This is a genomic window from Haloarcula nitratireducens (assembly GCF_019599505.1).
In genome coordinates this window covers 1,192,116-1,204,781 of record NZ_RKLT01000001.1, presented here as the reverse complement: position 1 = coordinate 1,204,781, position 12,666 = coordinate 1,192,116, and the positions used below count along the sequence as shown (strand labels likewise).

The window sequence follows — 12,666 nt, the reverse complement described above, 5'->3', positions numbered from 1 at the left end:
CCGGGGGAGGCGAGCGGGACGATGGTTACCGCGCAGCGCTGCGGGACGAACCGGGTTCGCATTTCAGCTACGTATATGCCAGTATCGAACTTTGTTCTATCGGCCCATTATCAACGTTTTATCGACGGGTGTCGGAATCCGGGTCGGCGATAGGCGGCCGTTACTGTCGCTGAGAACGCCGGAGGCACTCGGGAACCGACGGCGATCGCATCCGCGGAGGGGCGGTGTATCACCCTTCTCCGCCACAGTCACTCCCCCGGTCGTTCCCCGACGCGTTTTTATCGCCGACGGGCGCAGTGTCCGACGTGACAGCGAACACCGGCGAGACAGTGACGGTCGAGCGGGACGTCCCGTTCCGGGAAGTCGACGGGCGGACGCTGCTGCTCGACCGCTACGAGGCGACGGCGGCGAGCGGTCCGAAACCCGTGGCCGTCCTCGTCCGCGGCGGCGCGTTCCGCTACGGCGACAAGGGTGAGTTCGCCCGCCACGCCATCGACCTCGCCGCCGAGGGGTACGTCGTCGTCGAACCGCAGTACCGACTCGCGCCCGAGTGGACGTTCCCGGCCCCGCTCGTCGACGTGAAAGCCGCGATCGAGTGGTGTCGCGCCGAGGGCGTCAGCGGCGACCCGCAGGGCGTCGTCGCCGTCGGACACTCCGCGGGCGCGAATCTGGTCCTCCTGGCGGCGGCGACGGCCGACGAACCCGGCTTCGAACCGGAGCGCTATCCGGGGGCGTCCTCGTCTCTCGACGCCGTCGTCGGCTACTCCGGCCTCTACGACTTCCGGGCGCTGGGTATCGAGGACGGCGACCACGAACTCGCGGCGTACCTCGGTGGCGGCCCGGAGGAGATCCCCGAGGCGTACGACCTCGCCTCGCCGGCCGGACAGGTCGACGCGTCGATGCCGCCGACGCTATTGCTTCACGGCGAGGACGACGACGTCGTGCCGCCGGGGCAGTCCGAACTGATGGCCGAGGCGCTGGCACCGCTCACCGATATCGACTACGAACCGGTTTCGGGGGGCCACGCCTTCCCGTTCCACGGCGGGTTCTACGACGACGTCTACGACCGCACGGTCGCGTTTCTGGGACAGCACGTCGGGGCGGTGACGGGGTCCGATCGCGACCTGGGGGCGAGCGGACAGTCACCGAGCGGTGGGCCGGACGGGCGGCGTCCCGACGACGGACCGGGCCGACGACCGACCGACATTCCCGGCGATCGCCCGCCCGGCGGCGGTCCCGGGAACCGGAAACCGCCGGCGAACGACCCGGCCGACGACTCGGATCGCCACCGGGACTGACGCGTCCGGTCGAAAGTTTAAGTACCGCCGACGAGTGGTGGTAGATACCAATGGCCATAGACCCCGAGTTCGAGGACAACCGCGAAGTGGTCGAACAGCACGACGGCCACGACGTGTGGGGACCGGTCGAGGAACCGGAGACGCTCGGTATCCACGGCACACACGTCGCCGTCGACTTCGACATCTGCATCGCCGACGGCGCGTGCCTGGAGGACTGTCCGGTCGACGTCTTCGAGTGGGTAGACACGCCCGACCATCCCGAGAGCGAGATAAAGGCCGACCCGGCCCACGAGGACCAGTGTATCGACTGCATGCTGTGTGTCGACGTCTGCCCGGTCGACGCCATCGACGTGGACCCCGGACGCGCCGGCCGGATCTGAGCGTTCGCCGACAGTTCAAGGGACCGCGTTCTCCGTTCGCGGGAGTCGCCGGTAGCGGTTAGTCACTCGTTACCCGCCGCCGGCCGACATTATCACGAACATACATTTATATCCGACCCGCTTTGAGGTACGTTCACGAGGGTCGTGAGTAATATGCACACAGTAGTTCTGACGAAGGGTGTCCCGGACTTCCGCGAGGGGAAAGTCTCCTTCGACGAGGACGGGCACCTAGAACGCGGCAAGACACCGACGGTGATGAACCCGAACGACAAGCACGCGCTCCGGGCGGCGTTCCAGACCAGCGTGCGCAACGGCGGCCACGTCACGCTGATGAGCATGGGACCGCCGGGCTATCAGGAGGTGTTACAGGAGGGCATGGCCGACGTCTACGCCGACGACCTCTATCTCCTCTCCGACCGGGAGATGGGTGCGGCCGACACCTGGGCCACGGCGATGACCGTCGCCTCGGGCATCGAGAAGCTCGATACCCAGCCGGACCTCGTGTTCGCGGGGTTCAAGACGGCCGACGGGGAGACGGGCCACACCGGGCCGCAGACGGCCTACTGTCTCGGTTGGCCCATCGTCACGCACGCCATCTCGCTGGACATCGACGAAGAGGAGGAACTGTTGCGGGCCAAGCGGTTGGTCGACGGCGACGTTACCGAAATCGAGACAGTCGAGGCCCCGCTTCCGTGTTTCGTCGTCGCGGATCCGGAGTTCGAACCGACCTACCGGAAGGCGACCCACCGCCTCGAACACAAGGACCGGCGCGAGCAGACGCAGGAGCGGGCCGAGGAGTACGAGGACCACCTCACGGTCTGGGACCACGAGGACCTCAACCTCGACCCGGACTACATCGGACTGGACGGCTCGCCGACCATCGTCGCCGGCGTCGACCCGATTCCGAAAGCGCCCTCCGAACGGGAGGCGACCGACGTCGACGGCGGCGACCCGGCCGAACTGGAACCGGTACTGGACGAACTCACGCCCTACGCCGGAGGTGACTGACAATGCCCGAGATAGACCCCACAGAGTACGAGATAGCCGAGCTGGGACCGAAGATCAAGGACGTCGACGACGCCGACGAACTGCGCGAGATGCTGGAACTCGAAGAAGAGGGCGAGGACCGCGCGCCGGTCAAGACGCTCATCGAGGACCGCATCGAGAAACTCGAAGCGGAGGACGACGGCGAGGGAGACCCCGAGAGCGTCGACCTCTCGGAGATGACCGTCGCGGACATCGCGAACATGGTCCGGGACGTCGACGACGCGGCCGTCTTAGAGGGGGTCCTCGAACGCGAACGCGAGGGGAAGGACCGCTCGTCGGCCATCACGCAGATCGAGAACCGCATCGAGTCCATCGAGGGCAGCGACGAAGACGAGGACGCGGAAGTCGAGTACGTCCCGCCCGAGGAGAAGTACCCAGAACTCGACCACCCGACCAACGACAAGAAGTGGGTCGAGGGGACCGTCGGCGAGGAGTACCGCGACATGTGGGTCTACTGCGAGACCCAGGCCGGCGAACTGGTCGACGTCTCCAAGGAGATGCTCGGGAAGGCCCGCGAGCTGATGGACCAGTACAACGAGGACTACGTCGTCTCCGAGAGCGAAGCGAGCGGAGGCTCGGAAGACTCGTCTTCCGGTGAAGAAGAGCGCGTGGTCGCGGTCCTCATCGGCGACGAGGCGAGCGACCTCGTCGAAGAGGTGACCGCCTACGGCGCGGACCTCGTCGTCTACCACGAGGACGACCGGCTCGAACGGTTCCAACACACGCCCTACACCGAGATATTCACGGACATGTCCCGGGCGGGCGGCGACCTCGCCAGCGAGGGCCACGAGGACGTCGAGTGGAAGGACTACCACGAACCGCGCTACACCGTCTTCCCGGCGACGAACAACGGCCGGGACCTCTCGGCGCTCGTCCAGGGCGCGCTCGACTCCGGACTGGCTTCCGACTGCTCGGGGCTCTACATCGAGAACGCGATGATCTCGAACCCGGCGAAGGTCGGGAACGCGGGCGACAAGAAGGAGTTCGAGCGCGTGCTCCACATGAAGCGCCCGGACTTCTCGGGCTTCGAGTACTCCACGATTCTGTGTATCGACAAGCCCAACCGCGACTTCCACCCGCAGGGGGCATCCGTGATTCCCGGGAGCTTCGAGATCCCCGAACCGGACTACGAGCGCGAAGCCGAGGTAGTCGACTACGAGATGGCGTTAGACGACGACTGGTTTCAGGTCGAGGTCACGGAGTTCGACCGCCTCACCGGCGGCGTCGACCTGACGGGCAACGACGTCGTCGTCGCCGTCGGACGCGGCATCGGCGACGACCCGACGAAGGGCATCGAGTTGGCGCTGGACCTCGTCGACGCCTTCGACCACGCCGACCTCGGCCTCTCGCGCGGCGTCATCACCTCCTCCTATGCCTTCGATAGCCACGTCGAACAGTACGTCACGGAGGAGCGCCAGATCGGCGAGTCCGGGCAGGTCGTCGAACCGGACGTCTACATCGCGGCGGGCATCTCCGGCGCGATCCAGCACAAGGTCGGCTGCGACGAGTCCGACACCATCATCGCCATCAACACGAACCCGGACGCCGACGTCCGGGACTTCTCGAACTACATGATAGAGGGCGACCTCTTCGAGGTGTTGCCGCGGCTGACGGAGGCGGTCGAAGCGGGCGAACTCGGCGCGGTCATGCAGGAGGCCAGCGATGACTGAGCACGAACACTACGAGGCGGTCGTCGTCGGGTGCGGTCCCGGCGGGGCCGCGGCGGCGGTGACGTTAGCGCGCAACGGCGTCGAGACGCTCGTCCTCGAACGCGGGGTCGACGCCGGGTCGAAGAACGTCTCGGGCGGGCTCATTTACGCGGAGGAGTCCGCGCCGTACACGATAGACGGCCTGTTCCCCGACTTCCGCGAGGAAGCGACCGAGCGCCCGGTGACGGAGAACTTCATCCACAACATCGCCGGCGACCGGGTGAAGACGTTCGACCTCGGGGGCTTACATCACCACGACACCGCGTGGGCCGACTCGGTCCTCCGGCGGCCAATGGACTCGTGGCTGGCCCAGCGCGTCCACGAGCGGACCCGCGAGACGGGCGGTGGCCTGTTGACCGACGTCCACGTCACGGGTCTGCTCCGCGAGCGGGGCGAAATCGTCGGCGTGACGAGCGAGGAACTGGACCCCATCGAGGCAGATATCGTCGTCGCCGCCGACGGCGTCAACTCGGAACTCGCCCGCGACGCGGGACTGATGGACTGGGAGGAACCCGACGAGTGGTTCCAGGGGGTGAAAGCCGTCGCCGAGATGGACCCGGACACCATCGACGAGCGCTTCGACATCGGCGACGACGAGGGGGAGGCCCACCTGTTCTCGGGCGACCTCTTCGACGGCGTCCGGGGCGGCGGCTTCCTCTACACGAACGAGGCGTCGCTCTCCATCGGGACGGTGTTCCACCTCGACTCGCTGGCCGAGGAGCGGGCCGAACCGCAGAAACTCCTCGACAGCCTGCTCACGCACCCGCTGCTGGCCCAGTGGCTCGGCGACGACTACAACGAAGTGGAGTACAGCGCGAAGCTCGTCCCGGACTCGAAGAAGGTGGCCCACCCCTCGCCGCACGAGGACCGCCTGGTCCTCGTCGGTGACGCCGCCGGGCAGATGCAGGCTCAGGGGCCCATCATCAAGGGGATGAACCACGCCGTGACGGCCGGCGCGCTGGCCGCCGAGGCGTTCGCCGACGCCCGGTCGCGCGGGGACCCCCACCGGGCCGGGAAGTTCTACGAGAAGAAGCTCGAAGACGAGGGCGTGATGGACAAGCTCCGTCCGACCGGCTACGACGTGTTCGGGCGGGCGGGCGAAGTCGGTGCGGTCGACGACCTCACGAACGGCGTCGCCGAGTCCGCCGTCGGCCGGTTCGGTATCCGCGCGGCGGGCGGTCTCTTAGAGAAGGCCTACAACTCGCCGACGCTCGTCTCGATGATCCCCGACACGAAACTGCCCTACGTCACGCTCCCGACGGTCATCGCCGAGGAGCTGGGCGACCCGGTGACGGACGTGAACAAGGTCGAACCGCCGGAACTGGACGACCGTATCGGCGACCTGACCTACGACGTGGGCGAACCGCACATCGAACTCCTCGATAAGTCCTTCGAAGCCTCGGGGACGGCGGTGACGGCCTGCCCGGTCAGCGCGAAGGACTTCGGCGGCGGTTGTTACCGCGACGAGATGGTCCAGACCAACGGCCACGAGGAGCATCTCGTGAGCCTCGACACCCAGCCCTGCGTCGAGTGTGGCACCTGTGCCATCGTCGCCGAGACCGAGTGGGAACACCCCGCCGGCGGGAAGGGAGTCGAGTTCAAACAGGGATAGCCTCGTGAGTCAGCACCCGCAGTACGACGAGCGGATCCGCGCGCTCGAACGGGCGGCCGAGGAGGCCGCCGAGTCGCTCGACCCGGACCCGCCCGACGAGGCGCGGGCGACGGAAATCGTCCGCGAGGGCGTCGGCCCCACCGTGGCGCTGTACTGCGAGGCGCGGACCGGCGGGACGTGGGCCCGCTTCGACGACGAGACGTTCGACCGCCTCGAAACGACGCTGAATCACTGGCTCGACTGTTACGCCGCCTGCTACGGCGTTTCCCTCGACGGAGTCTACTCGGTTCGCACGGCGGCGGAACTGCTCGTGGATACCCACGACGCCGCCGCCGTCGCCGCGACGCTGACCGGCGTCCCCGAGTAGTAGCCGCTCGTTTCCCCGGGATGAACGCTGTGCGAAATCGTGACAAACAGTTAAATACTGGGGAGTGATAACACGTTACATGGAGCTTACCGAGCCACTGCAGTTCGACCACACAGACCGGAAGGACATCTACGAGTACGTCGAGTCGCACGGATCGGTAGACCCCGAAGAGGCGCGCAAGGCTCTGAGAATGGAACCACACCCCTTCGGCCACCACGTCGCCATCATGAAACGCGACGGCGTCCTCACCGAGTACGAGGAGGAACTCCGCATCGCCTACGAGGACAGCGGCGAGGAGGAGTTCCAGGCAGACGACGTGGAGTTCACCATTCGACAGGCTCGTCAGGAGGACCTGACCGGACTCGTCGGCGCGATTCGGGCGGCCATCGGGAGCGGTGAGTACATCGACGCCGAGACGGTTGCCGACGTCATCGACACCGAGGGCGTCCTGCTCCGGCACAACGAACTGGAGTCGCGCATCTTCTTCGTCGCCTGCATCGACAACGACGTCATCGGCTGGGTTCACCTCAAACACACCGAGACGAAGAAGCTCTCCCACACCGCCGAACTCACCGTGGGCGTACTGGCCCAGTACCGCGGCCACGGCATCGGCGCGCACCTCCTCGAACGCGGGACAGAGTGGGCGTCAGACCACGGCTACGAGAAACTGTACAACTCCGTCCCCTCGACGAACCAGGATGCTATCGACTTCCTCGAAGCCCACGACTGGGAGACCGAAGCGGTGCGCGAAGATCACTACAAGTTCGGCGACGAGTACGCCGACGAAGTGATGCTGGCGCGGTCACTCTGATCAGGGCCACTCGTCCTCGTGACCGTCGAGTGGCTCCGGAACGACGCCGTCTTTCTGCACCCAGACTCGCGCGTGCGCTGCACAGACGAGTCGGTCGGCGTCCCACGGGATATGTAGCTCCACCGCGGCCTCGCTCTCGCAGTCCACCTCCTCGCAGGTCGTCATAGCGCGACCACGACCATCGTCACCAGCATCGACCCGGTGAGCAGCGCCTGGACGACGCTCGACGCGAGCATCCCGGCCGTCGTCACGAGCGCCGCTCTCAGCCCCTGCTTGGCGTCCTGTTGCCGCCAGAACTCCACGGCGAACACCGTCGCGGCCACGCCGAGGATGAGGCCCACCGGCCCGGTAACGAAGAACAGCAACAGGCCGACGATTCCGGCGACGACCGCCGTGGTGGTCGACGCGCCGCCGACGCGGGCCGCGACGGCCCCGCCGAAGAAGTCGACGATCCACGTCAACACGCCGACGAGGGTCAGACCGACGAGCACTACGAGCGGGAGGCCGACGGCGTACCAGTAGACGTAGACGCCCGCGAGCGACAGCAGCGCGCCGGGTACCTGCGGGACGAGGCTGCCGACGACGCCGCCGACGAGCAGGGCGAACGCGAGGACGACCAGTATCGTCTCGGTTCCGGTGATCATGTGTAGCGGTCCAGTTCCTCCTGTACCCACTCCTCGCCGTAAAGACGGGTCAACCTTTCGACGGTTCCGCCGAGCGCCCGCATGCACTGTCGCCGCGAGACGAAGTCGAGCTCGGCGGTCACGCCGTCCCACGACTGCGCCTGCAACACTTTTCGGACGAGCAGTCGCTCCTCGCGGTCGGCGAGGGCGTCCGGGTCGTCGGGCGCGACGAGATGCCGGACCGCGAGCGCCCGGAACGGCGCGGGGTCGGTGTCGAGGATGGCCGCGCCGCCCGGGACGCCCGCGACGAGTCGCCACTCCCAGTCGGAGAGGTCGAGAGAGGGCGCGCCGTCGACGGCCCGCAGTGCCGCCCGCACCACGTCCGGGTCGCAGTCGGCGAGCGCGTCCGAGAGGACGGCACCGACGCGAGCGAGGAACCACTCCGCGTGTCGCTCGGCGAGCGCTCGCCCGTCCTTCGAACGGGGGTCGAGCATCACCGCGGAGTACTCGCCGCTCGTGTCGTTGCGCGACGTCGAGAGGTGGACGGTTCCGAACCCGTTGCGACGCCAGAACCGGACGAGTTCCGGCGTCGCGCCGTAGCCGACGCCGAGCCAGTCGACCTCGTCGTCGAACTCGGCCCGGACTTCGTCGAGGAGGTACGATCCGAAGCCGCGAGACCGCACGGCGGCGTGGGTTGCGATGCGGAGGACGCGCTGGCCGACCGGGACGCCCGCGTCCTCGTCGCGCAACTGCGTCGTCAGCACGTCGGGCACCATGTTCCCGCGGATTCGTCCGCCCTCGTACATCGTCGCCCGCGTCTCCGCATCCAGACTGCCCTCCCGCGCGAGCAGCGCGACGGCGACGACGTGACCGCCGTCGGACTGGCGGTCCGACGCGGTCAGCGCCCGAACCGAGAGATTCGGGGCGTCGAGCAGCCGCGCGAGGTCGGCGGGTTCGGTGCGGTAGTGTGCCAGCACGAGCAGGCCGAACACCTCCCGAAGCAGGTGTTCGTCGGCGAGCAAGTCGGCGCTCGTCAGCCGTCGGTACCGGACCGTCTCGGGCGTCGCGTCGGCGACCAACTGGTCGACCGGCGGCCGCGCGTCGAGCAACAGCGCCCGGAACGCCCACGCTTCGACCGGGTCGGCGTCGGCGTAGCGGATTGGCGTCGTCATCGTCACGTCCGTCACCGCGCGGTCGCTCTCGGCCAGTCGGTCGCGGAACCGTACAGAGAAGCCCCGTCCGGCTCCTTCGTAGCCGTGAACCGTCGTCGTGAAGGCGACGGCCGGCGCGTCGAGCAGCGATTCGAGCCGTCGGACCGGCAGCGCGGCGGCCTCGTCGACGACGACCGCGTCCGGATCCCCGGGCAGTTCGACGGCCGCGGCGGGCTTCGCGAACCTGATGCGCCCGCCGATACTTCCGCTATCGTCGCCCGCGACGCGCAGTTCGTGTGGCGCGTCCTCTCTATCACCTTCGAAGGTGATATCACACGTCTCGAACAGCGCCGTCGCGCGGGCGAACACCTCCGCCGCGCTCCGGTACTGCGGTGCGGTCACGAGAACGTCTCGCCCGTCGAGCGCGAGATTCGCAGCGGCGAGTCCGGCGGCGCTGGACTTCCCGCGGCCGCGGTCGGCCTCCACGACGACGGCGTTGCCGGCCTCGCGGAGCCGCTCGAAGGCGCGGACGGCGGTAACCTGGTCGTCGGTGAGGCAGGCGTCGTACGTCTCGGGCCGAAACGCGGCGTCTTCCGGCGGGGCCGGCGGCTGGGTGGGGCGACGCGGCGGGGGGTCGGTCAGTCCGCGCTTCTCGACGGCATCGCCGCTTTCGTCTACCGAGACAATAGCGATGCCGCGATGCGCACGCAGCGTCTCGACCAGCCGTCGGCGGAAGTGGCCGGTCACGTCCTCGACGCCGAACGGCGGGACGGCGATCGTGCCGTCGAAGGAATCACACCTCTCGGGCCACTCCGCAAGGAGCGGCGTCAGAAGGACGAGCAGGCCGCCGCCGTCCACCGCGCCGACGGCTGTCCCGAGCGCGTTCGGTCGGAGTTCGTCGCGACAGTCCAGCACGACGGCACTCCGGGTCCGTCCGAGCAGCTCGCTCGCCCGAGACTGCTCGTGGCGCTCGCAGTCGAGAAACCCGTCGGGACCGATAACTGTGGTCTCCTCGCGTGGAATCTCGGCGGCGTCGAGCGCCGCCGCGGCGCGGTCGCGGGTCCGGTCGGCGTCGCCGGCCAGCACGAGCACCCGCCGCTCGTTCGACCGGCGGGCCTCCGCGCGTAGCGACCGTGCGAGGTCCATACCTCTCGGTGGTAGTCGCGCGGTGATGGTCGTGACGGTCTCGGACCGGGATTTCTGGATCGCCGGTCGCTTCGACAGCCGTGACAACAGCGCCGATCGCAGGAGAACTCACCAGCGCTGTGTGGCGGGCTGGCACGCGATTTCGGCTTCGAAAGCGCTTTTAGGGCCGGTGGCACAGAATGGGGTACAGCCTGCGCCGGGTTGATGATGCTCCCAGCCTTCTCAGGACTACGCGCGCCATCGCGGCGTGCCGCGGGGTCTCCCGCGAACGGCGGGGGAGCCTGAGCCCGCGCGCAGGAGGTGAACCATACAAATGCCAGTATACGTAGATTTCGACGTTCCGGCCGACCTCGAGGACGACGCCCTCGAGGCGCTGGAAGTCGCACGAGACACGGGCAGCGTGAAGAAAGGAACCAACGAGACGACCAAGGCCGTCGAGCGCGGCTCCGCGGAACTCGTCTACGTCGCCGAGGACGTCCAGCCCGAGGAGATCGTCATGCACATCCCCGAGCTGGCCGACGAGAAGGGCGTCCCCTTCATCTTCGTCGAGCAGCAGGACGACCTGGGCCACGCCGCGGGTCTCGAAGTCGGCTCGGCCGCCGCCGCCATCGTCGACTCGGGCGAGGCCGAAGGCGACGTCGAGGACATCGCCGACAAGGTCGAGGAGCTCCGCTGAGGTGACCAGAGATGAGTGCTGAGGAATCCGAAGGAAGCGGCGCCACGCCCGCCGAGGTCATCGAGATCGTCGGCAAGACGGGGATGCACGGCGAGGCCATGCAGGTCAAGTGCCGCATCCGCGAGGGCGAGAACCAGGGCCGTATCATCACGCGCAACGTGCTGGGGCCCGTCCGCGAGGGCGACGTGCTGCAGCTCCGCGAGACGGCCCGCGAAGCCGACTCTATCGGAGGTCAGTGACGATGCCCCGAACGAGAGAATGTGACTACTGCGGCGCGGACATCGAACCCGGTACGGGGACGATGTTCGTCCACAACGACGGGACGACCGTCCACTTCTGTTCCTCGAAGTGCGAGAACAACGCCGACCTCGGCCGCGAGGCCCGCAACCTGGGCTGGACCGAGGACGGTCGCGGCGCCGGCGGCGAGACCCGATCCGACGAGGACACCGCCGAGGACGAGGTCGCCGAGGACGAATCCGGCGACGTCGCCCCCGACCTCGAAGCCGCCGAGGACGAGGCAGAAGCGGACGAGACAGAAGAGGCGACCGAGGAGAGCGAGGAAGACGAAGAGACTGAGGAGGCCGAGGCCTGATGGCCGACGCCGAGCGCACCTTCGTCATGGTCAAGCCCGACGGCGTCCAGCGTGGGCTCATCGGCGACATCGTCTCTCGCTTCGAAGAGCGCGGGCTGAAGATGGTCGGCGGGAAGTTCATGCAGATCGACCAGGACCTCGCCGAGGAGCACTACGGCGAGCACGAGGACAAACCGTTCTTCGACGGCCTCGTGGACTTCATCACGTCGGACCCGGTCTTCGCGATGGTCTGGGAAGGCCAGGACGCGACGCGGCAGGTCCGCGACATGATGGGCGAGACGGACCCCGCGGAGTCCGCGCCCGGTACCATCCGCGGCGACTACGGCCTCGACCTCGGTCGGAACGTCGTTCACGGCTCCGACCACGAGGACGAGGGCGCGAACGAGCGCGAGATCGCGCTGTTCTTCGACGAGGACGAACTCGTCGACTGGGAGCGCATCGACGAGACCTGGCTCTACGAGTAAGCCACCTCGCGGTTCGCTTCTGCCGTTCGCGGTTTCGCGGTTCGACCGCAACCACCTTGAGACGCGCGTCCCTACTGCGGGGCGTGAGCCGAACGCTCTATCAACTGGACGGCTGTCCGTACTGTGAGAAAGTGGCGGACCGACTGGACGAACTCGACGTGGAGTACGAGACGGTCTGGGTCGACGCGTTACACTCGGACCGCGACGAGGTCAAGCGCGTCTCCGGCCAGCGCGGCGTCCCGGTGCTCGTCGACGAGGAGTACGGCGTCACGATGGCCGAGTCCGACAGGATTCTGGAGTTCGCCGAGCGGAGCTACGCCTGAGCGTCGTCGGTCGGAACCGGGCGGAAAGCGCGGGAGACGGCGCTCACTCGGTCACTCGTCGGCCTCGAAGTCCAGCGCCGCGCCGTTGATGCAGTAGCGCTTGCCGGTCGGTTCGGGCCCGTCGTCGAAGACGTGGCCGAGGTGGCCGCCGCAGTTGCCGCAGACGACCTCCGTGCGGCGCATCCCGTGGCTCTCGTCGAGTCGCGTCTCGATGTTGCCGTCCTCGTAGACGTCCCAGAAGCTCGGCCAGCCGGTCTCGGAATCGAACTTCTCGTCGCTGTCGAACAGCTCCGCCCCGCAGCCGGCACAGACGAAGACGCCCTCGTCTTTGACGTCCAGCAGGTCGCTGCTGAAGCGCGGTTCCGTGCCGGCCTCGCGGAGGATCTCGTACTCTTCCTCTGTCAGCATCTCGCGCCACTCCTCGTCGTTTTCGGGCAGTCCGCTCTCCTGTTCGCTCATGGCTCCCC

The 12,666-nt window shown here is 67.7% G+C and carries 16 protein-coding genes; 12 read left to right on the top strand and 4 right to left on the bottom strand.

The window, feature by feature from the left end:
- Positions 1-305 precede the first annotated feature (305 nt).
- The 7 genes from EGH23_RS06195 (at position 306) to EGH23_RS06165 (ending at position 7,224) form a co-directional block, all read left to right on the top strand.
- Complete coding sequence (locus EGH23_RS06195; protein WP_220579117.1) at positions 306-1,298, top strand: alpha/beta hydrolase fold domain-containing protein; 993 nt, start codon at positions 306-308, stop codon at positions 1,296-1,298.
- Positions 1,299-1,348: 50 nt separating this feature from the next.
- Complete coding sequence (locus EGH23_RS06190) at positions 1,349-1,678, top strand: 4Fe-4S dicluster domain-containing protein (RefSeq protein ID WP_220579116.1); 330 nt, start codon at positions 1,349-1,351, stop codon at positions 1,676-1,678.
- Between the two features lie 153 nt (positions 1,679-1,831).
- Positions 1,832-2,686 (top strand): electron transfer flavoprotein subunit beta/FixA family protein, encoded by an 855-nt coding sequence (locus EGH23_RS06185; protein WP_220579115.1) that lies wholly within the window; start codon positions 1,832-1,834, stop codon positions 2,684-2,686.
- A 2-nt stretch (positions 2,687-2,688) separates the two neighbouring features.
- Positions 2,689-4,395 carry an electron transfer flavoprotein subunit alpha/FixB family protein gene (locus EGH23_RS06180; RefSeq protein WP_220579114.1) on the top strand — a complete coding sequence of 569 codons (1,707 nt, stop codon included), beginning with the start codon at positions 2,689-2,691 and terminating at the stop codon, positions 4,393-4,395.
- Positions 4,388-6,046, top strand: a complete 1,659-nt coding sequence (locus EGH23_RS06175) for an FAD-dependent monooxygenase (protein ID WP_220579113.1) — start codon at positions 4,388-4,390, stop codon at positions 6,044-6,046. Before EGH23_RS06180 ends, EGH23_RS06175 begins: the two co-directional genes overlap by 8 nt.
- Before the next feature lie 4 nt (positions 6,047-6,050).
- The gene (locus EGH23_RS06170; protein WP_220579112.1) at positions 6,051-6,413 is read left to right on the top strand and encodes a DUF8055 family protein; all 363 of its coding nucleotides are present in this window, start codon (positions 6,051-6,053) and stop codon (positions 6,411-6,413) included.
- Positions 6,414-6,492: 79 nt separating this feature from the next.
- Positions 6,493-7,224 (top strand): GNAT family N-acetyltransferase, encoded by a 732-nt coding sequence (locus tag EGH23_RS06165; RefSeq protein ID WP_220579111.1) that lies wholly within the window; start codon positions 6,493-6,495, stop codon positions 7,222-7,224.
- Here the strand turns inward: EGH23_RS06165 and EGH23_RS06160 are convergent, their stop codons facing one another.
- From EGH23_RS06160 to tmcA, 3 genes are read right to left on the bottom strand one after another with little or no spacing between them, the layout of a single operon-like run.
- Positions 7,225-7,389: a DUF8014 family protein gene (locus EGH23_RS06160; RefSeq protein ID WP_220579110.1), complete on the bottom strand. Its 165-nt coding sequence runs from the start codon at positions 7,387-7,389 to the stop codon at positions 7,225-7,227.
- Positions 7,386-7,868: a DUF456 domain-containing protein gene (locus EGH23_RS06155; RefSeq protein WP_220579109.1), complete on the bottom strand. Its 483-nt coding sequence runs from the start codon at positions 7,866-7,868 to the stop codon at positions 7,386-7,388. Before EGH23_RS06155 ends, EGH23_RS06160 begins: the two co-directional genes overlap by 4 nt.
- A complete protein-coding gene (gene tmcA, locus EGH23_RS06150; protein WP_220579108.1) occupies positions 7,865-10,144 on the bottom strand; it encodes a tRNA(Met) cytidine acetyltransferase TmcA in 2,280 nt (759 codons plus the stop codon). The genes EGH23_RS06155 and tmcA overlap by 4 nt, the downstream gene beginning before the upstream one ends.
- A gap of 313 nt (positions 10,145-10,457) precedes the next feature.
- Between tmcA and rpl7ae the strand changes: the two genes are divergently transcribed.
- The 5 genes from rpl7ae (at position 10,458) to EGH23_RS06125 (ending at position 12,199) form a co-directional block, all read left to right on the top strand.
- The gene (gene rpl7ae, locus EGH23_RS06145; protein WP_162315845.1) at positions 10,458-10,820 is read left to right on the top strand and encodes a 50S ribosomal protein L7Ae; all 363 of its coding nucleotides are present in this window, start codon (positions 10,458-10,460) and stop codon (positions 10,818-10,820) included.
- A gap of 11 nt (positions 10,821-10,831) precedes the next feature.
- Complete coding sequence (locus EGH23_RS06140; protein WP_135303141.1) at positions 10,832-11,059, top strand: 30S ribosomal protein S28e; 228 nt, start codon at positions 10,832-10,834, stop codon at positions 11,057-11,059.
- Between the two features lie 2 nt (positions 11,060-11,061).
- Positions 11,062-11,412, top strand: a complete 351-nt coding sequence (locus EGH23_RS06135; RefSeq protein WP_220579107.1) for a 50S ribosomal protein L24e — start codon at positions 11,062-11,064, stop codon at positions 11,410-11,412.
- Complete coding sequence (gene ndk / locus EGH23_RS06130; protein ID WP_220579106.1) at positions 11,412-11,876, top strand: nucleoside-diphosphate kinase; 465 nt, start codon at positions 11,412-11,414, stop codon at positions 11,874-11,876. Before EGH23_RS06135 ends, ndk begins: the two co-directional genes overlap by 1 nt.
- A gap of 83 nt (positions 11,877-11,959) precedes the next feature.
- Positions 11,960-12,199 carry a glutaredoxin family protein gene (locus tag EGH23_RS06125; protein WP_220579105.1) on the top strand — a complete coding sequence of 80 codons (240 nt, stop codon included), beginning with the start codon at positions 11,960-11,962 and terminating at the stop codon, positions 12,197-12,199.
- Between the two features lie 51 nt (positions 12,200-12,250).
- Here EGH23_RS06125 and msrB read toward each other — a convergent pair whose 3' ends face one another.
- The gene (msrB, locus tag EGH23_RS06120; RefSeq protein WP_162315849.1) at positions 12,251-12,658 is read right to left on the bottom strand and encodes a peptide-methionine (R)-S-oxide reductase MsrB; all 408 of its coding nucleotides are present in this window, start codon (positions 12,656-12,658) and stop codon (positions 12,251-12,253) included.
- Positions 12,659-12,666: the final 8 nt, after the last annotated feature.